The organism is Nocardia sp. NBC_00416 (assembly GCF_036032445.1).
GTDB lineage: Bacteria > Actinomycetota > Actinomycetes > Mycobacteriales > Mycobacteriaceae > Nocardia.
Genome location: NZ_CP107932.1, coordinates 3,263,324 through 3,286,725, shown reverse-complemented (window position 1 = coordinate 3,286,725; position 23,402 = coordinate 3,263,324). Strand labels below are relative to the sequence as shown.

Genomic DNA, 23,402 nt, shown 5'->3' with positions numbered 1-23,402 from the left:
ACCTATCGTAGTGGAATCAGGACTTTACAGATCTGTGTAGTGGAGGTCGGTATGCAGGGCATGATGCGGGCACTGGTCCGGTTCGCGCGCGATTTTGCGGTCGGAGTGCACGTCGGACACGGAATACGGCACGGCGTGCCGGCCGCGCCCCGGCCCCGGAACGGTCGCGCGGCGGACGCTGTCGTGCCGAACCGGGACGTCGAGCCCGTGACGCCGGCGGGGCCCCGGTGCCGTCAGCGGCCGGCGGCCGCGGGCGGTTTTCCCTTATGAGCCGTGGGGCGGTGCGAGTCGGCGCGACCGGATTCCGGGTAGGGCTGTGGCATATCGTCGGCGTGCGCTTGCGGCGCGGGTAGGGCGACCGCGGCTTCGGGGTCGGCGGTCATGGGAGTTACCTCCGAGCCGAGGCCGCGCGTACTGTTCAGCCGCCCTCGGCCCGTGTCCGTGGGCCCCACTCGGGAGTCGCCGGATGCCCTCAGGCGCGGCCGAACCCGGCTTCCTCGAGCAGCTCTCTGGTGTACACGGCGAGTCTCTCGGCGGCGGCGGGGTCGAACGGTTCGCCTGCCGTGTCGACCGGAGTGTCCTGCATGAATGCCGACAGCGGCGCCGTCGGGGGTGCGTCGAGATGTCGCATGATCCGGGCGACGGCGGCGGCGACCGGTTGCCCGCGGCGCCGCATCCCCGCCACGATCTCCGCGTCCGCGGCGGAATAGGAGCCGCTGAATCCGGTGGCGGTCAGTCCCGGGTGCAGTAGGAGGTAGCGGATACGGCTGTCCGGGTGATCTCGGGTGAAGGCGACCGCGAGCAGGTCGCTGAGCTTGCCGCACTGGTGCATGACCGCGTCCGGATCGTAAGAGTCCGTGAACTGTAGATCGTCCCAGTTGATCCGGGAGAGGTCGCCGCCCGGGCCGGACAGGTCCAGCACCACCGGCGCGGTGGCCCGTGCCAGGTGTTCGGCCAGGCCGTGGCTCAGCAGATAGCGGCTCAGATAGAAGAGGGCGAAGGATGCCTCGAATCCCTCCGGGGTCACCGCCCGCGCCGACCGGTAGTGGCGCGCCCCGAGGACGAGGGTGTCGATATGCGGGTAAGTGGTGGTCAACCGGTCGAGTGCCCGGAAGTTCTCGGTGACCAGGCTCAGGTCGGCGCGGAGGAACTCGAGGCGATCGGCCGCGCCCAACCCGGCCGCCGCGGCGCGGACAGCGTCGCCTTTTTCGGTGCTCCGGCCGATGGCTACGACTCGGTCGCCGCGTTCCAGGTGGGTGAGCGCCAGTGCTCTGCCGATGCCATCGGTGCCGCCTGTGATCGCCACGGTTTTCATTCGGACTCCATTCGTGTCGAATGCATACCCAAGGGAACGCATTTCTAGACTAGTGAGTCTAGCTCGAGAAGTGTGCTCAGCTATATCCACGAGTCCAGAAATCTCGCCCGCTGGGTCTAGAATGCCGAGATGACTCCGGCCCGCACTCCCGCCCGCCCCCGCGGCCGCGTCGATAAGCGGCAGGCGATATTGGTCGCCGCCTTCACGGTTTTCGCGACCGCCGGCTACGCGCAGGCTCGGGTGGACCAGATCGCCGCCGAAGCCGGGGTGGCCAAAGCCACTGTGTACAGCCACTTCGGCGATAAGGAGCAGGTCTTCCGCGCGGCGGTACAGGCGCTGTCGGAGGCCGCGCTGGCGGCGAATCTGGCTGTGGTCGAGGAACTGGCCGAACCGGCCGGAGATCTGACGGCCGCGCTGCGGACCGTCGGCAAAGAGCTGGTCCGGTGCTACTGCTCGCCGGAATCGCGCGCGCTGCGGCGGCTCGTGTGCGCCGAATCCGGGCAGTTCCCCGACCTGCCCGGAATCGTCGACGGGGTGGCCCGGCAGGTCGGCCGGGCCCTGGCCGATCGGCTCGCCCGCCTAGCGCTGTCCGGTGCGCTGCGCATCGACGACCCGGATATGGCCGCCGCGCAGTGGGCCGCACTGCTCACGGGCCCGCTCGGGGCCGGCTACCAGTTCGGGATCGAATCGCCGCCCGAATCCGAAATCGACGCGGTGACCGACGCTGCGGTGACGACGTTCTTGGCCGCCTTCGGGCCCTGATCGCTCGCTGATGCCGGTCCACGGCACGGCTGCCGCATCGGGTCGGCGATAGTCCGGGAACGGCGTCCTCGGCGGGTGCCGGATATACGGCGGGCGGAGTCGGCGGGCCGGGTCTGCGCCTATCGTCCGGGTGCTCGCTATTTGTGCGGGACTCCGGTGACCAGGCCGCCGTCGACCACGAACTCGCTGCCGGTGGCGTAGGAGGATTCGTCGCTGGCCAGGAAGAGGATGAAGGTGGCGACCTCCGCCGATTCGGCGGGGCGGCCCAGCGGAATCGTCACCAGATCGTCGGGGATGCCCGCGGTCATCGGGGTGCGGATGAGTCCGGGGTGTACGGAGTTCACCCGGATGCCGTGCGGGGCCAACTCGAGTGCCGCGGATTTGGCCAGGCCGCGCACGCCCCATTTGGACGCCACGTAACCGTGCGCGAACGGCGCCCCGCGCAGGCCTTCGACGGAGGAGACGTTGATGATCGACCCGCCGCCGGCGGCGATCATGGGTTCGACGGCGGCGCGCATGCCCAGGAACGTGCCGACCAGGTTCACGTCGAGGACGGCCCGGAACTTCTCCAGCGAGAGCTTCTGCAGGGGTGCGCCGTTGACGATTCCGGCATTGTTCACCAGCACGTCGAGCTTGCCGAACTCGGTGACAGCCGTGGCGACGGCGGTCTCCCATTGCTCGGGTTCGGTGACGTCCAGCGGCACGTAGCGCGCGGCGGCCCCGATCTCGTCGGCCAGGGCTTTGCCCTCATCGTGGAGAACATCGCCGAGGACGACCCGCGCGCCCTCGGCTACCAGCAGTTTCGCGTGGGCCGCGCCCATACCGCGGGCGCCGCCACTGATCAGGGCAACTTTGCCGTCTACACGTCCCATGGCGGTGACGCTACCATGAAACTGGAACACGTTCTAGACACTGGTCCGGAACAGTGCTCGGAGCCGGAATGCGGCGCTGGAACAGTGTTTTCGCCGCCGCGCTCCCCGTATCTAGGAGAATCAATGACTCTTCGCGTCGTCCTCGTCGGCACCGGCAACGCCGGCCGGATCGCCTTGACGCAGCTCATCACCGACCCCCGCTTCGACCTCGTCGGTGTCTGCGTATCCAGCCCGGAGAAAGTGGGGATCGACGCGGGCGAACTGGCCGGCCTCGGGACGAAGACCGGAATCACGGCGGTCGACGACCTCGACCAGTTGCTGGCCGCCGGTCCCGACTGCGCGGTCTACTGCGCAATGGGCGATACCCGGTTGGTCGAGGCGATGGGCGATGTCCGCCGGATCCTGGCCGCCGGGGTGAACGTGGTGGGGACCTCGCCCGGCCTGCTCATGTATCCGTGGGGAACACTGCCGCCGAAATTCTTCGCCGAGGTCGAAGCCGCCGCGGCGGCCGGTAACACGAGCCTGTTCGTCAACGGCGTGGATCCCGGGTTCGTCAACGATCTGATCCCGTTCGCGCTGGCCTCCACCTGCCGCGAGATCGAACAGGTGCGGTGCTTGGAACTCGCGGACTACGCCACCTACGACGGCTCCACGGTCATGTTCGACGTCATGGGATTCGGAACATCGCTCGACGAGACCCCGATGTTGCTGCAGCCGGGCGTGCTGGGAATCGCCTGGGGGGCGGGAATGCGTGCGCTGGCGGCCGGGCTCGGCGTGGAGATCGACGAGATCACCGAGACCTATGAACGTGAGCCCGCGCCGGACAGCTTCGAGGTCGCGGTGGGAGAGGTCCCCAAGGGCAGTCAGGCGGCACTGCGGTTCGAGATCACCGGGCATGTGGGCGGCCGACCGGCGATCGTGGTCGAACACATCACCCGGTTGCGTGATGATCTGCGGCCCGACTGGGCGCGGCCCGCGCAGCCGGGCGGTTCCTACCGGGTGGAGATCACCGGCGAACCCTCCTACGCGGTCGACATCTGCCCGACCAGCCGTCACGGCGACCACAACTACGCCGCGATACTGGCCGGCGTCGGCCGGGTGGTGAATGCCATACCGGCTGTCGTGGCCGCCGAACCCGGTATCCGCACCACCGGTGACCTGCCGTTGTACACCGGACCCGGTCTCACTGCCTCCGCGTGACGGGGTGCGGCTGCCGGGGGATTCGGCGGCGATCCGACAACCCCCCTAAGCTCGGACAGCGGAGCGTGCGAGCCGGTGGCTCGCCGCCGAAACTCCAGGGAAGGTGCGCTGTATGTATGAGCCCGAACGGTCCGGCCCGCGCGAGCCGAACCTCACCGAGCTGCGCGAACGGGCCGCGCACGGCGATTCCGACGCTGTCGCGCAGCTGCTCGATATCGGAGACGAACGCACCGATGCCGTGGACCTGAGCGAATACGATCTCGGCGTGGAAACCGAGGCGAGTGCCGAGGCCGACACGTAGCCGTCGGCGCTGTGGGCCGGTTGCCGCGCCGATCGGCCGGTGATCCGTCCGGCTCACTTGTAGGGTGGGTCGACATGGGAACCGCTCCGGCTGTCGCACCGGAGCGCACGTCTATCCGGAACCCCGCGGTGCCCCCCACCCGGGCCGCGGGGGCCCGGGACGCGCTGCGGCACTGGTTCAGCGTTCCCGGGCGCGCTATCGTCGGGGCCGCGATCTGCCTGATCGTGCTGCAACTCGGCGTTCGCGGTTGGGTGACCGCGAGCAGTTACTTCTATTGGGACGATCTGATCCTCTCCGGCCGGGCCGGCGCCTTGCCGCTGCTGTCCGGCGAGCTGCTGCTGCACGATCACGACGGGCATTTCATGCCGCTGGCCTTCGCCGTTTCCTGGCTGGTCACCGCCGTAGCACCGCTGAACTGGAGTGTGACCGCGGCGGTCATGCTGCTCGGCCAGCTGGTGGTGTCCCTTGCGGTCCTGCGGATGCTGCTGGTGCTGCTCGGGCGGCGCCGGGCGATACTCGTGCCACTGGCCTTCTATCTGTTCTGTCCGCTGACCCTGCCCGCGTTCGCTTGGTGGTCGGCCGCTCTCAACGCGCTGCCCCTGCAATTCGCCCTCGCCTGGGTGATCGCCGACGCGGTGCTGCTGGACCGTACCGGCCGCCGCCGGTATGCGGTCTCCGGGATCGTGGTGACGGCGGTGGGGCTGCTGTTCTTCGAGAAGGCGGTCGTGGTGCCGTTCGTGGCGTTCGCGGTGGTACTGCTGCGCCGCTACGTGGCGGGTCGGCGCCCGGCCCCGCGGGAGGTACTGCGGCGCGGACAGGAACTCTGGGCCGGCGCCGTCGCGGTGCTGGCCCTGTGGACCGTGTTCTACCTGGCGGCGGCCGGAATATCGGCGGGCGAGGGCGGATCCGCCGATCTCGCGCATATGCTGCCCCGCGCGGCCTGGGCCGGCGTGGTGACGGCGCTACTGGGCGGCCCCTGGGGCTGGGAGCGCTGGGTGCCCTCGGCGCCGTGGGCCGTGGCGCCGGACTGGGCGGTGTGGGCAGCCTGGGGACTGCTCGCGGTTGTCGTGGTGCTGACGATCCGGGCCCGGCGGGTGGTGTGGCCCGTCTGGGCCGCGGCGGTGGTGTACATACCGGCGGTGCAGATCCCCGTGGTGCTGATGCGCGCCGGACCCAACACCGTCGACGAACTCATGATGTCGCTGCGCTATCTGGCCGATGCCGCGGTCGTGCTCACCGCCGCGGGCGCGCTGATACTGCTCGCATTCGCCCGCGGGGGCGCGGCGGGTGCGGGTCGCGGTGGCCGCGGCATCCGGTGGCGTGGGCCGATCCCGGCCACCGTCGTGGTGGCGCTGTTCGCGGTGAGCAGTCTGTGGTCGACCTACACCTTCACCCGCACCTGGTCCGAGGGCCCGACGAGAACCTACGTGACGACGGTGGAATCCGGTTTCGCGCACTGGGACGGGTCACCGCTGCTGGAACAAGAGGTGCCGTGGAGTGTGCTGAATCCGACGGCATACCCGGAGAACGAGGCGAGCCGGGTCCTGTCCTCGGTGGCCCCGCCGGGCGCGTTCGCCGCGGCCACCGACCGGCTGCGGATGATCACCGACTCGGGTGAATTCGTCGACGCCCGGGTCTGGTGGAACCGCGGTATCAGCCCGGGCCCGGAACCGGGCTGTGGTCACCGGATCGTGGGCGATCTCCCGATCCGCGTCGCCCTCGACGGCCCGATGATCGCCCACGAATGGACCGCACAGCTGAACTATTTCGCCGACCGAGATGCCACGATCACCGTGAGCTTCGAACGCGGTGCGAAGGCCGAGGTTCCGGTGCGGGCCGGATTGAACACGGCCTACGTCCGGGTCGTCGGCAGCGGGTCGGCGCTGATCGTCCGGAACCGGACCCCGGGATCGCTGGTCTGCCTCGGAACCGGGCCGGTGGGCGTCGCGTCCTACAGATAGCGCCCGGGTTCGGCCGCGCCGCGCACGCGGGTCCGGTTCGGCTGCAGCGTACCGCCCGGTATTCCCACTGGCGGTGGTATCGGTCGACACTTCCGGTGGTTTCGTGTGACGGTGTCGCAATGGTGTCGGGCTACGGTTTCGCGGGGTAACCGTAGCCACACCACGCGGTTCGCGTCCGCGTTGCCCGACCGCCCCGTGGGAGCTGTTGTGCGCACGGCGAGATGGTTGAGGCGGTGGTGCCGATGACCGAAGATGACGGGTCCGCATCCAGCGGCCCGAGCGTGGATGCGGTCACCGGACAGCTGGCCACCAGACTCGGTGCGGTCGGGGAGTCCGCGGGCGAGGTCATGCGCCGCAATGTGCGGGGGGCGGCCGGCGGCGCCGAAACGATCGCGTTGCTCGTACAGGCCGATATCGCGGGTGCGCATCGCGTGACGTCGGAACATCCCGATGCGCCGGTGGCGGCGCCGGCAGCTGAGCACGCTCGGCCGGCCGGAACAGGCGCGCCCGAGCCCCGGCTCGCCACCGGTGACCCTCCCACCCCAGATGTGTCTGCACCGGATCCCACCGGACTCGGCGCGATCGGCGACGTCACCGGGCACCGGCCCGCTCTCGACTCGGCCGCGGCTCCACCTGCGGGCAGCGAAGGGCAGGCGGGAATCCTCCCGGACCCCGGGCCGCAACCACTCGAAACGGGTGCCGCCGACCTGCCGCCGGTCCCCGCTGATCCGTCGCCGACCCCCATCGATCCGCCGCCGAAACCTGCCGACCCGCCACCGGATCTCGCCGATCCGCCACCGAAACCTGCCGTCCCGTCGATGGAACCCGCGCGGATCGTGGGCGAAGACCTACCGGTACCGGGGACCGACCTGGCGGCCGGGCACACTCCGTGGACTGCCGGGGCGCACGGGGCGGAGCCGAGTTCGGGTCAGCCGCCCGGATCCACGCCCTGGTCCTCAGGGTCGGGCAGCTCAGGGTCGGGCTCCTCGATGCCCTACCTACCCGGGATGCCGGGCGGGATGGGTTCGCTGACCCCGCAGGAACGGCCACCGCGCGGCAGCGCGCCCTGGTCCCGGTCCCGTGCGGGCAAGGACGCGAACCGGGAGGGCACGGTGTTCCCCCGTCCCGAATCGGACGGGTCGAGTTCGGACCGGTCGAGCTCGACCGCCTACCCCTTCGGCCGGCCGCGGGACTGACCGTCCACCCGAACCGGCGGTGCGGGTCAGGGCCGACCGGGAAACGCCGTGGTCGCCGGTTCGGCGCCGGCGGCGAACTGCCAGAGCGCGCAGCGGCCGGCCGCCTCGGTGAGTGCTTCCACCCCGGTGCGGCGGGTCGTCTCGGTGCCTGCTCGTTCGACGACCGCTCGCCAGGCCACCGCGGTATCGGTCTCGACCACGACCGCCAGCCGGGCGGCCGACGCCGGATCGGTCACCTCCCCGGGCACGGTGTAGGCGGGCTCGGGCGGCGGCACCGCCACCCCGGACCCCGAACCGGTGAGGAGGTCGACGGTCGCGTCGCGTCGCGCACGATGGGCGGCGGTGTGCTGATCGACGGTGCGGCGCTGGTCGGGGCTGGTATGGGCCGCGATCAGTCCGTAGGCGTAGACGGCCGCGTATTCGGCGTCCAGCGCATCGCGCAACGCCTGCTGTTCGGCGCCGCTCATACCAGCAGCACCCCCACCTGAACCGCGCACGCGGCGCTGATCGAGGCGAGTAGTCCGGCGCGGTACCCGGACTGGGTGACCGCCAGATCGGTGGCGGCCCGCTGCGAGGCGTTGAGCTGGTCGCGCAGCGCACCGATACTCGGCGGCGCGTCCGGGGCGGGGGTCGTGGTGGGGGCGGGAGTGCGCACGGCCGGTGTCGTTCCGTCGCCGTAGACGCCGATCGCCCGATCGATTTCGGTGCGCAGCGCGTCGGCGTGCGCGGTGCGTTCCGCGGCGATCGTGGTGAGCGCGGCCGTGCGCTGCGGGTCTATGGCGATCGCGGCGGTGGCGGCCGCGGCGTCACTGCGCGCCGAGAACTCGTGCGCGACCAGTACATCCGGTTCGGTGATGGGTTCCTCGGCGCAGGCGACCAGGGCCGGTAGGGCGAGCAGTGCGGCCGTGCCGCCGCCCGCGACCCGTAGCGCCGTACGGCGATTCACAGGGCGTGCGCCGCCGTACCGGTCGGACGAGGGGCCGCGGGGACACCCGGCCGCGGGCCGGTCGGTAACGCGCTCGGTCACCGGACCATCGTGCCAGACCCGGGGCATCACCCGCGTACGGGCACCATCCGGCGGAACTTACCGCCGACCGCTGGTCCTTTACCTTCTCGGGGCGCGTTACGCTAGATCACCGGCACAGAATATTTCCGTCCGCGTAACAACTGAACCAGGAGCTGCCCATATGCCGATGCCGACCGAGGAGAGGGTGAGCCGGCTCGTAGCCGGATTAGTCGCCGGTCGAGGATTCGATCTCGAGGGTGTCGAGGTGTCGACCGCGGCGGGGCAGACCCGGGTCCGGGTGATCGTGGACAGCGACCGGACCGCGGACCTCGACACCATCGCCGAACTCAGCGCACAGGTGTCGGCATGCCTGGACGACGCGGACGACGAATTCGAGGCCGCCCGGTACCTGCTCGAGGTGACCACCCCGGGTATCGACCGGCCGCTCACCGAGCCCCGCCACTGGCGCCGGGCGCGTGGGCGCAAGGTCGAGATCAGCCTGAAACCGGGCGTCGCGCCGCTGGAACCCGGGCTGTCGCCGGGGTTCCGGGCGCGGGTCGGCGCCTTGGACGGCGACCGGATCGCGTTGGTGCTCGGTGGGGGACGTGCACCGCGTCTGGTCACCGTGGACCTCGCCGATATCGACCGCGCTGTGGTGGAGGTGGAGTTCTCCCCGCCCAACGCACGCGAACTCGAACTCGCCGGGGGCGTCGCCTCCGGCCGCCCACCCGCGGGAGCGGATGCCGCGGAGCTCACCGGAACTACCGTCGACGCGTCCGATTCGACCGAAGGGACCATGGAATGAACATCGAAATCGAAGCCCTGCGCGCTATCGTCGCGGACAAGGGGATCTCGATCGAGACCGTGATCTCCGCGATCGAGTCCGCCTTGCTCACCGCCTACAAGCACACCGAGGGACACCAGCCCAACGCCCGGGTCGAGATCAATCAGCGCACTGGACTCGTGCGGGTGCTGGCCACCGAACTCGACGCCGACGGCAATGTGATCTCCGAATGGGACGACACCCCTGAAGGTTTCGGCCGGATCGCCGCCACCACCGCCCGGCAGGTCGTACTCCAGCGGCTGCGTGATGCCGAGAACGAGAAATCCTTCGGCGAGTTCTCGACCCATGAGGGCGATATCGTCGGCGGTGTCGTGCAACGCGACGCGCGCGCCAATGCCCGCGGCACCGTGGTGGTGCGGATCGGCAGCGAAGTGACCGGCGCCGAAGGGCTGATCCCGTCCGCGGAGCAGGTGCCGGGGGAGAGCTACGAGCACGGCGATCGGATCAAGTGCTACGTGGTGGGGGTGTCGCGCGGCCCGCGTGGCCCGCAGATCACCTTGTCGCGAACCCACCCGAATCTGGTCCGCCGGCTGTTCGCGCTGGAGGTGCCGGAGATCGCGGACGGTTCGGTGGAGATCGTGGCGGTCGCGCGTGAGGCGGGGCATCGCTCCAAGATCGCGGTGCGGTCCACCGTGTCCGGGGTCAATGCCAAGGGCGCCTGTATCGGGCCCATGGGTCAGCGGGTGCGCAACGTGATGAGCGAGCTGGCCGGGGAGAAGATCGACATCATCGACTACGCCGAGGATCCGGCGACCTTCGTGGGTAATGCGCTGTCCCCCTCGAAAGTGGTATCGGTCACTGTCGTGGATCCGGACGCGCGGGCGGCGCGCGTGGTCGTCCCCGATTTCCAGCTCTCGCTGGCGATCGGCAAAGAGGGGCAGAACGCCCGGCTCGCGGCCCGGCTCACCGGCTGGCGGATCGATATCCGCAGTGATGCCGCGCCCGATGCCGGCGGCACGGTGCGGACGGAGGCGCATCGCCGTTGATCCGTCACCACGAATCCGCGGACGCCGCATTGCCGCCGTCCTCCGACCAGCAAACACGCCGTGCCGACTCGCCCCGGGTGACGTCATCGGGGGCGGGATTGGAGGTCGGGGTGCGGTCAGCGGTAGAGTGGTGTGAGGTTCGGTCCGAGTCTTCGGTTACCGGGCACGATCGCGATGGTGAGTCTGCGGCGCTTCGGCGCCGGGCGGTGCCGGTGCGGACGTGTATCGGTTGCCGAAAACGCGAACCGGCCCCCGAACTGCTGCGGATCGTGGCGTGCGGGCGTTCGACCGGTAACGGCGCGGACGCTGTCACGATCGTTCCCGATCCACAGCACAGACTTTCCGGACGGGGTGCGTGGCTGCACCCCTTTTCGGCCTGTCTGAGCACAGCGGTTCGGCGCCGAGCGATCGGCAGAGCACTACGAGTGTCCGGATATCTGGATATCTCAGCCCTGGAGCAACACCTCGAGAACAGGCACGAGCACTCATGAGCACACCGTGAAGTACCAACGATGAACGTCCGTCGGAGTTAACCCGAGGTCGTGCGGGGCCCCGCCAGCAGGCGGGTGGCGCTGCTCGACCTCTCAGTGAGGAGAGCAGTGGCAGGCAAGGCCCGCGTGCACGAGTTGGCAAAAGAACTCGGTGTCACGAGTAAAGAACTACTCGCGAAGCTCAAGGAGCAAGGCGAGTTCGTGAAGTCGGCATCGTCGACGGTGGAGGCACCCGTCGCGCGTCGGCTCCGCGAATCGATCGCGCCGAAATCCGCACCGGCTAAATCCCAGTCGAACGGAAAGAGCGCTGTGCGTCCCGGTCCGTCGAACGGGGCGAAACCCGCGGCGCCCGGGCCACGTCCCGGCCCGCGTCCGCCCGCGGCGACACCCGGTCCCGTCGAAGCGGCGCCGGCTGCCGAGTCCACCGCGGCTCCGGCTACCGGCAACGCCCCGAAACCCGCTGGTCCGCGTCCCGGACCCGCGGTGAAACCGGCCCCGGCTCCCGCCCAGGAACCGGCCCAACCGCAGGCGCCCGAGGCCACACCGGCTCCGGCCCAGGGCGGTCCGCGTCCGGGTCAGCCGCGTGCGGCCGCGCCCGGCCAGAGCCCGGCCCGTCCCGGACCCAAACCGGGTCCGAAGACCCCGCGGGTCGGCAACAACCCCTATTCCTCGGCTCCCGAGCGTGAGCGCCCGACCCCGCGTCCGCAGCCCGGTCAGGGCGGACCCCGTCCGGCTCCGGGCCAGGGCGGTCCGCGTCCGGGCCCGGCGCAGGGTGGCCCGCGTCCGCAGGGCGGGCCCCGTCCCGGCCAGAACGCACCGCGTCCCGGTCCCGGTGGTCCGCGTCCCGCAGCCGCGCAGGGTGGTGGCCCCCGTCCCGGTGGCCCGCGTCCGAGCCCGTCCTCCATGCCGCCGCGTCCGACACCCGGTGCGATGCCGCAGCGTTCGGCCCGTCCCGGCCCGGCGGCCGGTGGTCGTCCCGGTGGCGGCGGTGGCCGTCCGGGTGGTCCCGGTGGTCGTCCCGGTGGCGGTGGCGGTGGTGGTGGTTACCGCGGTGGCGGCGGCGCACCCGCCGGTACCGGTGCTCCCGCCGGTGGTGGCGGCGGTTTCCGCGGTCGTCCCGGTGGCGGCGGTGGTCGCCCGGGTGGTCCCGGTGGTCGCGGCGGTGCGGCCGGCGCGTTCGGCCGTCCCGGTGGCGCGCCCCGGCGTGGTCGCAAGTCGAAGCGGCAGAAGCGCCAGGAATACGATTCGATGCAGGCCCCGTCGGTCGGCGGTGTGCGGCTGCCCCGCGGCAACGGCGAGGTGATCCGTCTCGCTCGCGGCGCGTCGCTGTCCGATTTCGCGGAGAAGATCGACGCCAATCCGGCCGCCTTGGTCCAGGCGTTGTTCAACCTCGGTGAGATGGTCACGGCGACCCAGTCGGTCAACGACGAGACGCTCGAACTGCTCGGCGGCGAGATGAACTACGTCGTGCACGTGGTCAGCCCGGAGGACGAGGACCGCGAACTGCTGGAATCGTTCGACCTGACCTACGGTGAGGACGAGGGCGGCGAGGAAGACCTCGAACAGCGCCCGCCGGTGGTGACCGTCATGGGTCACGTCGACCACGGTAAGACCCGACTGCTGGACACCATCCGTAAGGCCAACGTCCGCGAGGGCGAGGCCGGTGGTATCACCCAGCACATCGGCGCCTACCAGGTGCCGACCCACCTCGGCGACGACGAGCGGCTCATCACCTTCATCGACACCCCGGGTCACGAGGCGTTCACCGCCATGCGTGCCCGTGGCGCCAAGGCCACCGATATCGCGATCCTGGTGGTCGCCGCCGACGACGGCGTGATGCCGCAGACGGTGGAGGCGATCAACCACGCGCAGGCCGCCGATGTGCCGATCGTGGTGGCGGTCAACAAGATCGACAAGGAAGGCGCGAACCCGGAGAAGATCCGGCAGCAGCTGACCGAGTACAACCTCGTGGCCGAGGAGTACGGCGGCGAGACCATGTTCGTCGACATCTCCGCCAAACAGGGCACCAATATCGAAGCCCTGCTCGAGGCGGTGCTGCTCACCGCGGACGCGGCCCTCGATCTGCGGGCCAACCCGGAGCAGGACGCCCAGGGTGTGGCCATCGAGGCGCACCTGGACCGTGGTCGCGGTCCGGTAGCCACGGTGCTGATCCAGCGCGGCACGCTGCGGGTCGGCGACTCCATCGTGGCGGGCGACGCCTACGGCCGGGTCCGCCGCATGGTCGACGAACACGGCGCGGACGTCGAAGCGGCGCTGCCGTCTCGTCCGGTGCAGGTCATCGGTTTCACCTCGGTACCGGGAGCCGGCGACAACCTGCTCGTCGTCGACGAGGACCGGATCGCCCGTCAGATCGCCGACCGGCGCAATGCGCGTAAGCGCAACGCACTGGCCGCGCGCAGCCGGAAGCGGATCAGCCTGGAGGATCTGGATGCCGCGCTGAAGGAGACCAGCGAGCTGAACCTCATCCTCAAGGGCGACAACTCCGGTACCGTCGAGGCCCTCGAAGAGGCCCTGCTCGGGATCCAGATCGACGACGAGGTGCGACTGCGGGTCATCGACCGCGGTGTCGGTGGCGTCACCGAGACCAACGTCAACCTGGCGTCGGCGTCGAACGCGATCATCATCGGGTTCAATGTCCGGGCCGAGGGCAAGGCGACCGAACTCGCCAACCGCGAAGGCGTGGACATCCGGTACTACTCGGTGATCTACCAGGCGATCGACGAGATCGAGAGCGCGCTCAAGGGCATGCTCAAGCCCGTCTACGAAGAGGTGGAACTGGGTCGGGCCGAGATCCGGGCCATCTTCCGCTCCTCGAAGATCGGTCTCATCGCCGGCTGCATGGTCACCTCGGGCAGCGTCAAGCGCAATGCCAAGGCCCGTCTGCTCCGCGATAACGTGGTGGTCGCCGAATCCACGACGATCAGCTCGCTGCGCCGGGAGAAGGACGATGCCACCGAGGTCCGCGAGGGCTTCGAATGCGGTATGACGCTGACCTACTCCGATATCAAGGAAGGCGACATCATCGAGGCCTACGAGTTGCGCGAGAAGCCGCGCGACTGATCGTGATGCGGGCCGGGCGGAATCCACCGCCCGGCCCGGTTCGCCCGATTCGGCACGACAGAAGCGGACTCCACCGGCCGGTGGGGTTCCGCCGGTTCGTGTTGTCGCTATAACTGGGAGGCCGTGTGTACCTGGGTGCACTCGAATTCGACATCCTGCTGGGTGATGTGCACTCGTTGAAGGAGAAGCGCTCGGTGATCCGGCCGATCCTGGCCGAACTCCAGCGCTTCGGGGTGAGCACCGCCGAAGCCGGTGAACACGACCGCTACCGGCGCACCCTGCTCGGGGTGGCGATGGTGTCGGCCGATATGGACCATCTGACGACCGTGCTCGACCGATGCGAACGCCATGTCGCGGCACGGCCGGAGTTACAGTTGCTGGCAGTACGCCGCCGTGTCTTCGGACCCGAGGACTAGCGGCCGCGAGTGATATCAGCGGTGGCTTCGGGCCGCGCGACAGTGCTGTCCGCGCGACCGTCCCACCGTCGCTGAACAGGGAAAGGAGCGGCCATGGTGGATCAAGCCAGGGCACGCCGGCTCGCCAAGCGGATCTCCGCGATCGTGGCCACGGCAATCGAATACGAGATCAAGGATCCGCGGCTGCGGTTCGTCACCGTCACCGACGCACGGGTAACCGGGGATCTGCACGACGCGACCATCTTCTACACGGTGATGGGTGAAACCGTCGAGGCCGAACCCGATTACACCGAGGCGGCCGCCGGGCTGGAGAAGGCCAAGGGCGTGTTGCGCTCGAAGGTGGGCGCGGGTACCGGGGTGAAGTTCACGCCCACGTTGAGCTTCGTACTCGACACGGTGCCCGACGCGGCCAAACAGATGGAGGATCTGCTGGCCCGGGCGCGTGCGGCCGACGACGAGGTCGCACGGGTGGCCGCCGAGGCCACACCCGCGGGGGAGGCGGACCCGTACAAGACACCCCGCGACGACGACTGAGTCGCGGGCCGATATGACCACAGCCGGTGCTGCCGTCGATTTCACCGCGGCCGTCGGGGCGCTGGAGTGCGCGCGTTCGGTGACTGTTGTCTGCCATATTCAGCCCGATGCCGACACGCTCGGCAGCGGGCTGGCGCTGGCGCTGGTATTGGATCGGCGGGGCGTGCCGGTGCGGGTGTCCTTCGCCGAGCCCGCCGAACCGGCCGCCGGTTTGCGCACCCTGCCGGGGTCGCGGTTGCTGGTATCGCCCGCCGATGTGCCGTCCGAGGTCGATCTGCTGGTCACGGTGGACTGCGGGAGCGAGGGCCGGCTGGGCGCGCTCGCCGACCGGCTGGCGGGAGCGTCGAACACGTTGGTGATCGACCATCATCGGTCCAACACTCGATTCGGCGCGATCAATCTGATCGATCCGGACGCGGTGTCGACCGCCAGTGTGCTCACCGCGTTGCTGGATGCCTGGCAGGAGCCGATCGACGCCGAGATCGCGCACTGCCTGTTCGCCGGCCTGGCCACGGACAGCGGATCGTTCCGCTGGGTCACCCCCGGGACGCACGCCTTGGCGGAGCGACTGCTGGCCACCGGTATCGACGGCGCCGCCATCACCCGGACCCTGATGGACACGCATCCGTTCGCTTGGTTGCCGATGCTCTCGACGGTGCTCGCTTCGGCGCGGCTGGATCGGGCGGCGCACGGCGGCACCGGACTGGTCTCCGCGTTCGTGCTGGCCGCCGATCTGACGGGAGTACGTCAGGAGGAGGCCGAGAGCGTGGTCGATATCGTGCGGGCGACCGCGGAGGCCGGGATCGCCGCGGTCTTCAAAGAGGCCCGGCCCATCGACGAACGGCGGCGCTGGACGGTCTCGCTGCGATCCAAGGACAGGGGTCCGGGTAGCGGCGACGGCGCCGATGTCGCCGCCGTCGCCACCGGTCTGGGCGGTGGCGGCCACCGCTACGCCGCCGGCTACACCACTTATGGGGAGCCGGAGGAAATCCTCGCTCAGCTGCGCGCCGCACTGGGCTAGAGTCCGTGCGGCGGCCGCGGGGCGCGACTGCCTCGTCGTCGTACAGGCTCTGCGGAACGCCACGTCGGCCGTCCGGCAGCGCGCCGGTGTGGCTACGAACAGGAAGCGAACGATGCACACGGAGGTCACCGGGGCGGCCGGGTCCGAGGTGGACGCGGGGCCCCGGCGGATCCTGGGGCTGGCGTTGCCGACCTTGGGCGTCCTGGTCGCCGAACCGATCTATCTGCTGTTCGATCTCGCCGTCGTGGGTCGGCTGGGTGCGCTGGCCCTGGCCGGGCTGGCGGTCGGCGGCCTGATCCTCGCGCAGGTCAGTTCGCAGCTGACCTTCCTCGCCTATGGCACCACGGCCCGGTCCGCGCGCCGGCACGGTGCGGGGGACGAGCCAGGGGCGGTCGAGGAAGGCGTGCAGGCGAGCTGGCTCGCCGGCGGGATCGGGCTGCTGATCCTGGTGGTGGTGCAGATCGTGGCGGTGCCGGTCGCCGGGGCGATCTCCGGCGACGCCGAGATCGCCGCCGCGGCGCTGGCGTGGCTGCGGATCGCGCTGTTCGGGGTGCCGTTGATCCTGCTGTCGATGGCCGGGAACGGCTGGATGCGCGGGGTGCAGCAGACGCGGCGTCCGCTCACCTACGTGGTGCTGGGTCTCGGGCTTTCCGCGGTGCTGTGCCCGTTGCTCGTCCACGGGCCGGCGGGCCTGCCGCGGCTCGGGTTGCCGGGGTCGGCGGTGGCCAATGTGGTGGGGCAGACGGTGACGGCCGGTCTGTTCGTGGGGGCGCTCGTGCGCGCCCGGGTTCCCCTGGCGCCACGTCTCGCGGTGATGCGGGCGCAGTTGGTGCTCGGCCGGGACCTGATCGTGCGCAGTCTCGCCTTCCAGGCCTGTTTCGTATCGGCGGCCGCGGTGGCGTCCAGGTTCGGTGCGGCGTCGGTGGCGGCACACCAGCTGGTCCTGCAATTGTGGAATTTCCTCGCACTCACGCTCGATTCGCTGGCCATCGCGGCGCAGACGCTGGTCGGTTCGGCGCTGGGCGCCCGCAACGCGGGGAGCGCGCGTGCGGTGGCCCGCCGGGTGACGGGCTGGTCGGAGATATTCGCGCTCGGACTGGCCGCGGTGTTCGCGGCGGGCGCCGCGCTGATTCCTCCACTGTTCACCGAGGACCCCGCGGTCCTGGACCGGACCGGCGTCGTGTGGTGGTACTTCGTGGCGCTGATCCCGGTGGCCGGGGTGGTGTTCGCGCTGGACGGGGTGTTGCTCGGCGCCGGGGACGCGGCGTACCTGCGTACCACGACACTGGGCGCCGCCCTGCTCGGTTTCCTCCCGGCGATCTGGCTGTCCCTGGCCTTCGACTGGGGCATCGGCGGAATCTGGTGCGGTCTGATCGCGTTCATGCTGTTGCGGCTGGTGGCGGTGAGCGGACGGGCGCTATCGGGCCGTTGGATTCGTGTGGGCGCCGAAATTCCGTCGTGATCGGCGTCCCCGGCAGGTGGTCCGGTACGTGCGTGCCGGAGGGAGCAGGCGATATGCGAAGGTGGATGTGGTGATACCCAAGTTGATGGCGGTGAGCGATATTCATGTCGGTCACCAGGGCAACAAACCGGTGGTCGAGGATATCCGTCCCGACTCCCCGGAGGACTGGCTCATCGTCGCCGGAGACGTCGCCGAGCGCAGTGACGATATCCGCTGGGCGCTGAAGCTGCTTCGTGAGCGGTTCGCCCGAGTGATCTGGGTGCCCGGAAATCACGAACTGTGGACGACGTCCAAAGATCCCGTGCAGATGCACGGGGCGGCCCGCTACGACTACCTGGTCTCGCTGTGCCGCGATCTGGATGTACTCACTCCGGAGGATCCGTTCCCGGTGTGGACGGGCGCCGGTGCCGAGGCGCACGGGGGTGCGGTGACGCTCGCCCCGCTGTTCCTGCTCTACGACTACTCGTTCCTGCCCGCGGGAGCGCGCACCAAGGCCGAAGGTCTGGCCATTGCCCGGGAACGCAATGTCGTGGCCACCGACGAATTCCTGCTGTCGCCGGATCCGTATCTCACCCGCGACGCCTGGTGCGATGCCCGGGTGCGCGCCACCCAGCGCAAACTCGACGCCCTTCCCGACGGCACCCCGCTGGTCCTGATCAACCATTTCCCGCTGGTCCGCCGGCCCACGGATATGCTGTGGTACCCGGAATTCGCGCTGTGGTGCGGGACCGAACACACCGCCGACTGGCACACCCGCTACAACGTGCTCTGCGCCGTCTACGGTCATCTGCACATTCCGCGGACCACCTTCTACGACGGCGTCCGCTTCGAGGAGGTCTCGCTGGGTTATCCGCGGGAATGGCAGAAACGCGGTAAACCCGACAAACTGCTCCGTCAGATCCTGCCCGACCCCGAATACGGCCCGGACGACCTGAACGAATGGGGTGGTCATTTCAAGGTGACCCCGGAGATGGCCGCGGCGGCCGCCGAGATGCGGGCGAAGGCGCAGCGCCGGCGTGGCCTCGACTAGATCGGGGAACGGACAGCGGGCGATGTCCGCACCCGCGCACCCAGTAGGCTCACCGACGATGATCGAGACAATCCTGCCCGCCGATGTCGCCTCCTCCGAGTTGCTGGACTACCCGGAGGATCTGGCACCGCATCCCGCCGAGGAACACCTCATCGCGAAGTCGGTGGACAAGCGGCGGCGTGATTTCATCGGTGCGCGGCACTGCGCCCGGCTGGCCTTGGCCGAACTGGGAGAACCGCCGGTGGCGATCGGCAAGGGCGAGCGAGGTGCGCCGGTCTGGCCGCGCGGTATCGTCGGCAGCCTCACCCACTGCGACGGTTTCCGCGGGGCGGCGCTGGCGCACAAGATGCGCTACCGGTCGATCGGGATCGACGCCGAACCCCACGACACCCTCCCGGAGGGCGTGCTGGATTCGGTGAGCCTGCCCGCTGAGCGGGAGTGGTTGCACGCCACGGATTCCGCGCTGCACCTGGACCGGCTGCTGTTCTGCGCGAAGGAGGCCACCTACAAGGCGTGGTTCCCGCTCACTGCGCGCTGGCTGGGGTTCGAGGACGCGCACATCACCTTCACCGTCGATCGGGTCGCCGACGGTACCGGGGCGGGCGCCTTCCGGTCGCAGTTGCTGGTACCCGGGCAGACGAACGACGGCGGTATGCCGCTCACCTCGTTCGACGGCCGTTGGCAGATCACCGACGGTTTCATCCTGACCGCGATCGCGTACAGCTGATGGCCGATCTGCTGGGCGGTCTGCTGATCGTCGACAAACCCACCGGCCCGACCAGCCACGATATCGTGGCCAGGGCGCGGAAACTGTTGCATACCAAGAAGGTCGGGCATGCGGGCACACTCGACCCGATGGCGACCGGGGTGCTGGTGCTCGGTGTGGAGCGTGCCACCAAACTGCTGGGGTTGCTCACGCTCACCACGAAGAGCTATACGGCGACCATCAGGCTCGGACTGTCCACCACCACCGATGACGCCGAGGGCGAGGTGCTCACCAGCACGTCGGCAGCCGGGGTGACCGACGCCGAGATCGCTCGTGTGATCGGCACGCTCACCGGTGAGATCCAGCAGGTTCCGGCCACCGTGAGCGCGATCAAGATCGACGGTGAGCGCGCCTACGCCCGGCACCGGGCCGGTGAAGAGGTGAAACTGGCGGCACGGCCGGTCACCGTCTCCCGCTTCGAGGTGCTGGATCGGCGCGACCTCGCCGACGAGGGCCTGGTCGATCTGGATGTCGTGGTGGACTGCTCGTCGGGAACCTATGTGCGTGCCCTGGCGCGCGATCTGGGCGCCGCGCTCGGCGTGGGCGGCCATCTCACCGCGTTGCGGCGTACCCGGGTCGGGCCGTTCACCTTGGAACATGCCCGGACGTTGGAGGAGCTGGCCGACGATCCGGCGCCCAGCCTCGATATCGACGCCGCGGTGCGGCTGTCCTTCCCGCATCGGATGATCGACGACTCCGAAGCCGCGAAGTTGCGGGACGGGCGCTGGTTGGAGCCGGTCGGGATATCGGGTGTGCACGCCGCGGTCACGGCGGACGAGAAGGTGATCGCCCTGCTCCAGGAGAAGGGGAATCGCGCGGCCCCCGTGCTGGTGGTGCGTCCGCGTGGTCTGGTCGACTGATCCGCCACGTCCGTGCACCGCGGGGCCGGGTTCGCGCGGGCGGTGACGGCGCCCGGTCTCAGCCGGGAATCGGTTCCTCGGTGTACTGCGCGCGCAGCCGCGTGACCGCGTCGTCCATATGGTCACGCAGCAGACTGCGCACCCGCGCCGGCGCGGCGGCCCCGATGGCCTCACGCAACGCCACATGCTCCTGGGCCTGCTCACGCAGATCCGGATAGGTGGTCTGCAGGGCTCCCAGGCACATCCGGGTCTCGATCAACAGCGTCCGCGCCGCCCGGACCAGGCGCGGGCTACCGGCAGCCGCCACCAATGCCTCGTGGAACTGCCGATCGGCGTCGGAGACGCCCGCGGGGTCGTCGGCCGCGGCCCGGTCCAGCATGACCGCGACGCTGGGCGCCAGCGCCTGGTACGCGATATCCCGGCGCCCGTCGAGGATCAGTGTCAGTGCGCCGCCTTCGATCGCGGTGCGGGACCGGTAGATATCGACGACGTCGGCGAGGGTCAGTTCGATCACGAAGATCCCGCGATTTCGGATGCTGTGCAGCAGCCCCTCCGACACCAGTCGCTGCATGGCCTCCCGAACCGGTCCCCGGGAGACACCGAACTGCGCCGCCAGGTCGGCCTCACCCAGCTGCACGCCCGGTTCCAGTCCGCCGCGCACGATCGCCTCGCGGAGCTTGTCGGCGATCACCTCGGCGGTGGACCGCTGCTCGACCGGTTCGAAATCAACCACCGACATGGACAGACCTTTCCGCGAACAATGCGCCGAGCGATGACGATATCGGCTCCTGGCCCGCGAGCCGTAATCCTTCCCAGATGGTGACCTGGTTCGCCGTGAGCACCGGTTTGCCCAGCTCGGCCTCCAGCCGGGGGAGTACCTCCAGGGTGTGCATTGCGGTATCGGGAATGAGCAGCGCCTCGGCCTCGGGATGGTCGTTGGCGATCGCCAGCTCCAGCACCTGTTCGGTGGTCAACGTGCCCACCTCCGCGGCGGTATCTATCCCCGCGCTCCGGAAGGCGACGACCGTGATCCCGGCATCGGCGAGGAAATCGGCGAACAGCCGCGCGACATCATCGGGGTAACTCGCCGCGACCGCCACCCGCCGCACGCCGAGCGCCCGGGCGGCCGCCACGAACGCGAAACTGGTACTGGAGGCGGGCACGCCCGCCGCCTCGGCCAGCGCCCGGACCTGTTCGCGCGCCCCGTCCGTCCCGCGGACGAAGCTACCGGAGGTGCAGGCCCAGACCACCGCGTCCGGCTCGTGCGGGGCCAGCTGTTCGGCCCCGTGCCGGAGCTTGTCCGGGCTGCCCAGGTCCAGCAGTTCCGGGACGGCGTGCAGATCGGTGCCGTAGATATGGGCCACCGGCAGCTGTGCGCCGAGTTCGGCCGCCGCCCGGGGGTAGTCGTCCTCGGCGGCGTGGTCGGGGTAGATGAAACCGATCGTCGGTACCGGCATGCTCGCTCCGTTCCTGGGCTGGGTGTTGTTCGGGGACAAGATCTTTCAAAAGACTTCCAGGAGCCACCGCCCGGGCCCCATCATCGGTAGTTTCATCCGCCCGAGGCAGGCCCACATGGTGAGCTGATTGGCCGTCAGGATCGGTTTGCCCAGCATCTTCTCCAGCGGTTCGATGATGTCGTAGGTGGGCAGGTTGGTGCAGCTGACGAAGATCGCCTCGGCGCGGGGATCATCGGCGCCCAGGATGCGTTCGGCGATGGTGCGGTAGTTGACCTTCCAGATACCGCCGCCCAGCCCCAGATGCTCGGACCGGACCACCTGGCAGCCTGCCTCGTCGAGGAAGTCGCGCAGTTTGCCGGTGAGCAGTTCGTCGTAGGGGGTCATGATGGAGATTCGCTCGATATTGAGATGCTGTACGGCCTCGAGCAGGGCTCCGGAGGTCGTGATCGCGTTCGCGGCGCCGGCCCGGCAGATCGTGTCGCGTAGGGATCGTTCGTAGTCGATACCCTTGATGAAACTGCCGGAGTTGCACAGATAAGCGACGACCTCGGGTTCCACGTGCAGCACATTGCGGGTGGCGGCGGTGAGGTGGACGGCATCGGAGACCAGTTCGGCCATGGCCAGCGATACCGGCACCGGCTCGTACGGTGTCCGCGCCAGGTGCAGGCTCACCTCCAGCGGCACCCAGCGCCAGAGCTCGCGCTCCAATGCCAGGTCGAACGGTGCGATGACACCGATGCCGCGTTGCGCGACCGGGCCCTCCATATCGGGAAAATCGAACTCCACTGCGGCCCCTCTCGCACTCAGCCGGGAAGACCTCCGAGAACGATCGGATTGTTGACAATCATACGATGTGATCATACTGTGTCAATATGGAATCGGGCCCCATTGTCACCATTGTGCACAGTGACCAGCCGCCCGATCCGGCCCTGCTGGCGCCGGTGAGTGCGCGGGCCACGGTGCGGTACACCGACTCCGCCGGATTGGCGGCCGCGCTGCCCGGCACGGAGGTGCTGTTCGTCTACGACTTCCAGAGCCGCGCGCTCCCCGCGGCGTGGTCCGCGGCCGACCGGCTGCGCTGGCTGCACGTCGGCGCTACAGGCGTCGATACGGTGTTGTTCCCCGAGCTGCGCGACAGCGACGTGGTCGTCACCAATACCCGCGGGATCTTCGACACCGCGATCGCGGAATACGTGCTCGGTCAGATCCTCGGCTTCGCCAAAGACCTGACCGAGTCGAATCGACTACAGCAGCAGCAGATCTGGCGGCATCGCGAATCGGAGCGCATCGCCGGAGCCACCGCCCTGATCGTCGGCACCGGCGCCATCGGCCGGGCCATCGCCGGGCTGCTGCGCGCCGCCGGAATGAATGTGCGCGCGATCGGCCGCCGGGCCCGCAGCGCCGATCCGGACTTCGGTGTCGTCGGCACCGATCTACACGCCGAACTCCCCTGCGCCGACTATGTGGTCGCCATCGCCCCGCTCACCGATCGAACCCGGCACATGTTCGACGCCCGGGCGTTCGGCGCCATGAAACCGCACGCCCGATTCATCAACGTCGGGCGCGGGGAACTCGTGGTCACCGGCGATCTCGTCGCGGCGTTGCGTTCCGGCGCGATCGCGGGCGCCGCGCTCGACGTAGTCGATCCCGAACCGCTGCCGCCGGGCCATCCGCTGTGGAGCCTGCCCAACGCGCACATCACCCCGCACAATTCGGGTGATTTCATCGGTTGGCGTTCCGAAATCGTCGCCGCGTTCACCACCAATTTCGACCATTGGTCGGCCGGCCGTCCACTGGACAATGTCGTCGACAAAACGCTGGGGTACGTGCCCGGCTGAAGG

Annotated in this window: 25 protein-coding genes; 17 read left to right on the top strand and 8 right to left on the bottom strand. The window is 69.5% G+C overall.

The window, feature by feature from the left end; genetic code table 11:
• Positions 1–233: 233 nt before the first annotated feature.
• Positions 234–383: a hypothetical protein gene (locus tag OG804_RS13775; RefSeq protein ID WP_328397526.1), complete on the bottom strand. Its 150-nt coding sequence runs from the start codon at positions 381–383 to the stop codon at positions 234–236.
• 89 nt (positions 384–472) lie between these two features.
• Positions 473–1,315, bottom strand: coding sequence for an SDR family NAD(P)-dependent oxidoreductase (locus OG804_RS13770; protein ID WP_328397524.1), 843 nt, complete (start codon positions 1,313–1,315; stop codon positions 473–475).
• 129 nt (positions 1,316–1,444) lie between these two features.
• Here OG804_RS13770 and OG804_RS13765 point away from each other — a divergent pair, with 129 nt between their 5' ends.
• Positions 1,445–2,077, top strand: coding sequence for a TetR/AcrR family transcriptional regulator (locus OG804_RS13765; RefSeq protein ID WP_328397522.1), 633 nt, complete (start codon positions 1,445–1,447; stop codon positions 2,075–2,077).
• Positions 2,078–2,214: 137 nt separating this feature from the next.
• Here the strand turns inward: OG804_RS13765 and OG804_RS13760 are convergent, their stop codons facing one another.
• On the bottom strand, positions 2,215–2,949 hold the full coding sequence (locus OG804_RS13760; protein WP_328397520.1) for a glucose 1-dehydrogenase: 735 nt from the start codon (positions 2,947–2,949) through the stop codon (positions 2,215–2,217).
• A gap of 123 nt (positions 2,950–3,072) precedes the next feature.
• On the opposite strand from OG804_RS13760, the gene OG804_RS13755 reads away from it, so the two are divergent.
• The 4 genes from OG804_RS13755 (at position 3,073) to OG804_RS13740 (ending at position 7,607) form a co-directional block, all read left to right on the top strand.
• Complete coding sequence (locus tag OG804_RS13755) at positions 3,073–4,149, top strand: NAD(P)H-dependent amine dehydrogenase family protein (RefSeq protein ID WP_328397518.1); 1,077 nt, start codon at positions 3,073–3,075, stop codon at positions 4,147–4,149.
• 112 nt (positions 4,150–4,261) lie between these two features.
• Positions 4,262–4,450: a hypothetical protein gene (locus tag OG804_RS13750; protein WP_328397516.1), complete on the top strand. Its 189-nt coding sequence runs from the start codon at positions 4,262–4,264 to the stop codon at positions 4,448–4,450.
• Positions 4,451–4,578: 128 nt separating this feature from the next.
• The gene (locus OG804_RS13745; protein ID WP_328397514.1) at positions 4,579–6,411 is read left to right on the top strand and encodes a hypothetical protein; all 1,833 of its coding nucleotides are present in this window, start codon (positions 4,579–4,581) and stop codon (positions 6,409–6,411) included.
• A 242-nt stretch (positions 6,412–6,653) separates the two neighbouring features.
• Positions 6,654–7,607 (top strand): hypothetical protein, encoded by a 954-nt coding sequence (locus OG804_RS13740; RefSeq protein ID WP_328397512.1) that lies wholly within the window; start codon positions 6,654–6,656, stop codon positions 7,605–7,607.
• Between the two features lie 26 nt (positions 7,608–7,633).
• On the opposite strand, the gene OG804_RS13735 is transcribed toward OG804_RS13740, so the two are convergent.
• Together OG804_RS13735 and OG804_RS13730 are read right to left on the bottom strand one after the other, a co-directional pair.
• A complete protein-coding gene (locus OG804_RS13735) occupies positions 7,634–8,074 on the bottom strand; it encodes a ferritin-like domain-containing protein (RefSeq protein ID WP_328397510.1) in 441 nt (146 codons plus the stop codon).
• Positions 8,071–8,634, bottom strand: coding sequence for a hypothetical protein (locus OG804_RS13730; RefSeq protein WP_328397508.1), 564 nt, complete (start codon positions 8,632–8,634; stop codon positions 8,071–8,073). The genes OG804_RS13735 and OG804_RS13730 overlap by 4 nt, the downstream gene beginning before the upstream one ends.
• Before the next feature lie 160 nt (positions 8,635–8,794).
• On the opposite strand from OG804_RS13730, the gene rimP reads away from it, so the two are divergent.
• The 11 genes from rimP to truB all read left to right on the top strand — a co-directional run bounded on the left by rimP (position 8,795) and on the right by truB (position 20,104).
• Positions 8,795–9,418, top strand: a complete 624-nt coding sequence (gene rimP, locus OG804_RS13725; RefSeq protein WP_328397506.1) for a ribosome maturation factor RimP — start codon at positions 8,795–8,797, stop codon at positions 9,416–9,418.
• Positions 9,415–10,443: a transcription termination factor NusA gene (gene nusA, locus OG804_RS13720; RefSeq protein WP_328397504.1), complete on the top strand. Its 1,029-nt coding sequence runs from the start codon at positions 9,415–9,417 to the stop codon at positions 10,441–10,443. The genes rimP and nusA overlap by 4 nt, the downstream gene beginning before the upstream one ends.
• A 77-nt stretch (positions 10,444–10,520) precedes the next feature.
• Positions 10,521–10,934 carry a YlxR family protein gene (locus tag OG804_RS13715; RefSeq protein WP_442941822.1) on the top strand — a complete coding sequence of 138 codons (414 nt, stop codon included), beginning with the start codon at positions 10,521–10,523 and terminating at the stop codon, positions 10,932–10,934.
• Positions 10,935–11,042: 108 nt separating this feature from the next.
• A complete protein-coding gene (gene infB / locus OG804_RS13710) occupies positions 11,043–14,015 on the top strand; it encodes a translation initiation factor IF-2 (RefSeq protein ID WP_328397500.1) in 2,973 nt (990 codons plus the stop codon).
• 125 nt (positions 14,016–14,140) lie between these two features.
• Positions 14,141–14,431, top strand: coding sequence for a DUF503 domain-containing protein (locus tag OG804_RS13705; protein ID WP_328397498.1), 291 nt, complete (start codon positions 14,141–14,143; stop codon positions 14,429–14,431).
• A 93-nt stretch (positions 14,432–14,524) separates the two neighbouring features.
• Positions 14,525–14,965 carry a 30S ribosome-binding factor RbfA gene (rbfA, locus tag OG804_RS13700; protein ID WP_328397496.1) on the top strand — a complete coding sequence of 147 codons (441 nt, stop codon included), beginning with the start codon at positions 14,525–14,527 and terminating at the stop codon, positions 14,963–14,965.
• A gap of 13 nt (positions 14,966–14,978) precedes the next feature.
• Positions 14,979–15,986 carry a DHH family phosphoesterase gene (locus OG804_RS13695; protein ID WP_328397494.1) on the top strand — a complete coding sequence of 336 codons (1,008 nt, stop codon included), beginning with the start codon at positions 14,979–14,981 and terminating at the stop codon, positions 15,984–15,986.
• A 112-nt stretch (positions 15,987–16,098) separates the two neighbouring features.
• Positions 16,099–17,448: an MATE family efflux transporter gene (locus OG804_RS13690; protein WP_328397492.1), complete on the top strand. Its 1,350-nt coding sequence runs from the start codon at positions 16,099–16,101 to the stop codon at positions 17,446–17,448.
• A 70-nt stretch (positions 17,449–17,518) separates the two neighbouring features.
• On the top strand, positions 17,519–18,478 hold the full coding sequence (locus OG804_RS13685) for a metallophosphoesterase family protein (protein ID WP_328397490.1): 960 nt from the start codon (positions 17,519–17,521) through the stop codon (positions 18,476–18,478).
• 58 nt (positions 18,479–18,536) lie between these two features.
• A complete protein-coding gene (gene npt, locus OG804_RS13680) occupies positions 18,537–19,205 on the top strand; it encodes a 4'-phosphopantetheinyl transferase Npt (protein WP_328397488.1) in 669 nt (222 codons plus the stop codon).
• Positions 19,205–20,104, top strand: coding sequence for a tRNA pseudouridine(55) synthase TruB (gene truB, locus OG804_RS13675; RefSeq protein ID WP_328397486.1), 900 nt, complete (start codon positions 19,205–19,207; stop codon positions 20,102–20,104). The genes npt and truB overlap by 1 nt, the downstream gene beginning before the upstream one ends.
• Before the next feature lie 58 nt (positions 20,105–20,162).
• On the opposite strand, the gene OG804_RS13670 is transcribed toward truB, so the two are convergent.
• From OG804_RS13670 to OG804_RS13660, 3 genes are read right to left on the bottom strand one after another with little or no spacing between them, the layout of a single operon-like run.
• Entirely contained in the window at positions 20,163–20,843 is a 681-nt protein-coding gene (locus OG804_RS13670; RefSeq protein ID WP_328397484.1) for a GntR family transcriptional regulator, read from the bottom strand.
• Positions 20,830–21,561, bottom strand: coding sequence for a maleate cis-trans isomerase family protein (locus OG804_RS13665; protein WP_328397482.1), 732 nt, complete (start codon positions 21,559–21,561; stop codon positions 20,830–20,832). Before OG804_RS13665 ends, OG804_RS13670 begins: the two co-directional genes overlap by 14 nt.
• A gap of 45 nt (positions 21,562–21,606) precedes the next feature.
• On the bottom strand, positions 21,607–22,326 hold the full coding sequence (locus OG804_RS13660) for a maleate cis-trans isomerase family protein (RefSeq protein ID WP_328398380.1): 720 nt from the start codon (positions 22,324–22,326) through the stop codon (positions 21,607–21,609).
• Between the two features lie 107 nt (positions 22,327–22,433).
• On the opposite strand from OG804_RS13660, the gene OG804_RS13655 reads away from it, so the two are divergent.
• Positions 22,434–23,399 (top strand): D-2-hydroxyacid dehydrogenase, encoded by a 966-nt coding sequence (locus OG804_RS13655; RefSeq protein WP_328397480.1) that lies wholly within the window; start codon positions 22,434–22,436, stop codon positions 23,397–23,399.
• Positions 23,400–23,402 lie beyond the last annotated feature (3 nt).

What these genes read in the sequence shown, in the direction of transcription:
- OG804_RS13775 (WP_328397526.1), bottom strand. Translation starts at nt 383, where the DNA reads ATGACCGCCGACCCCGAAGCCGCGGTCGCCCTACCCGCGCCGCAAGCG.
- OG804_RS13770 (WP_328397524.1), bottom strand. Translation starts at nt 1,315, where the DNA reads ATGAAAACCGTGGCGATCACAGGCGGCACCGATGGCATCGGCAGAGCA.
- OG804_RS13765 (WP_328397522.1), top strand. Translation starts at nt 1,445, where the DNA reads ATGACTCCGGCCCGCACTCCCGCCCGCCCCCGCGGCCGCGTCGATAAG.
- OG804_RS13760 (WP_328397520.1), bottom strand. Translation starts at nt 2,949, where the DNA reads ATGGGACGTGTAGACGGCAAAGTTGCCCTGATCAGTGGCGGCGCCCGC.
- OG804_RS13755 (WP_328397518.1), top strand. Translation starts at nt 3,073, where the DNA reads ATGACTCTTCGCGTCGTCCTCGTCGGCACCGGCAACGCCGGCCGGATC.
- OG804_RS13750 (WP_328397516.1), top strand. Translation starts at nt 4,262, where the DNA reads ATGTATGAGCCCGAACGGTCCGGCCCGCGCGAGCCGAACCTCACCGAG.
- OG804_RS13740 (WP_328397512.1), top strand. Translation starts at nt 6,654, where the DNA reads ATGACCGAAGATGACGGGTCCGCATCCAGCGGCCCGAGCGTGGATGCG.
- OG804_RS13735 (WP_328397510.1), bottom strand. Translation starts at nt 8,074, where the DNA reads ATGAGCGGCGCCGAACAGCAGGCGTTGCGCGATGCGCTGGACGCCGAA.
- rimP (WP_328397506.1), top strand. Translation starts at nt 8,795, where the DNA reads ATGCCGATGCCGACCGAGGAGAGGGTGAGCCGGCTCGTAGCCGGATTA.
- nusA (WP_328397504.1), top strand. Translation starts at nt 9,415, where the DNA reads ATGAACATCGAAATCGAAGCCCTGCGCGCTATCGTCGCGGACAAGGGG.
- rbfA (WP_328397496.1), top strand. Translation starts at nt 14,525, where the DNA reads ATGGTGGATCAAGCCAGGGCACGCCGGCTCGCCAAGCGGATCTCCGCG.
- OG804_RS13695 (WP_328397494.1), top strand. Translation starts at nt 14,979, where the DNA reads ATGACCACAGCCGGTGCTGCCGTCGATTTCACCGCGGCCGTCGGGGCG.
- OG804_RS13690 (WP_328397492.1), top strand. Translation starts at nt 16,099, where the DNA reads ATGCACACGGAGGTCACCGGGGCGGCCGGGTCCGAGGTGGACGCGGGG.
- npt (WP_328397488.1), top strand. Translation starts at nt 18,537, where the DNA reads ATGATCGAGACAATCCTGCCCGCCGATGTCGCCTCCTCCGAGTTGCTG.
- truB (WP_328397486.1), top strand. Translation starts at nt 19,205, where the DNA reads ATGGCCGATCTGCTGGGCGGTCTGCTGATCGTCGACAAACCCACCGGC.
- OG804_RS13670 (WP_328397484.1), bottom strand. Translation starts at nt 20,843, where the DNA reads ATGTCGGTGGTTGATTTCGAACCGGTCGAGCAGCGGTCCACCGCCGAG.
- OG804_RS13665 (WP_328397482.1), bottom strand. Translation starts at nt 21,561, where the DNA reads ATGCCGGTACCGACGATCGGTTTCATCTACCCCGACCACGCCGCCGAG.
- OG804_RS13660 (WP_328398380.1), bottom strand. Translation starts at nt 22,326, where the DNA reads ATGGAGGGCCCGGTCGCGCAACGCGGCATCGGTGTCATCGCACCGTTC.
- OG804_RS13655 (WP_328397480.1), top strand. Translation starts at nt 22,434, where the DNA reads ATGGAATCGGGCCCCATTGTCACCATTGTGCACAGTGACCAGCCGCCC.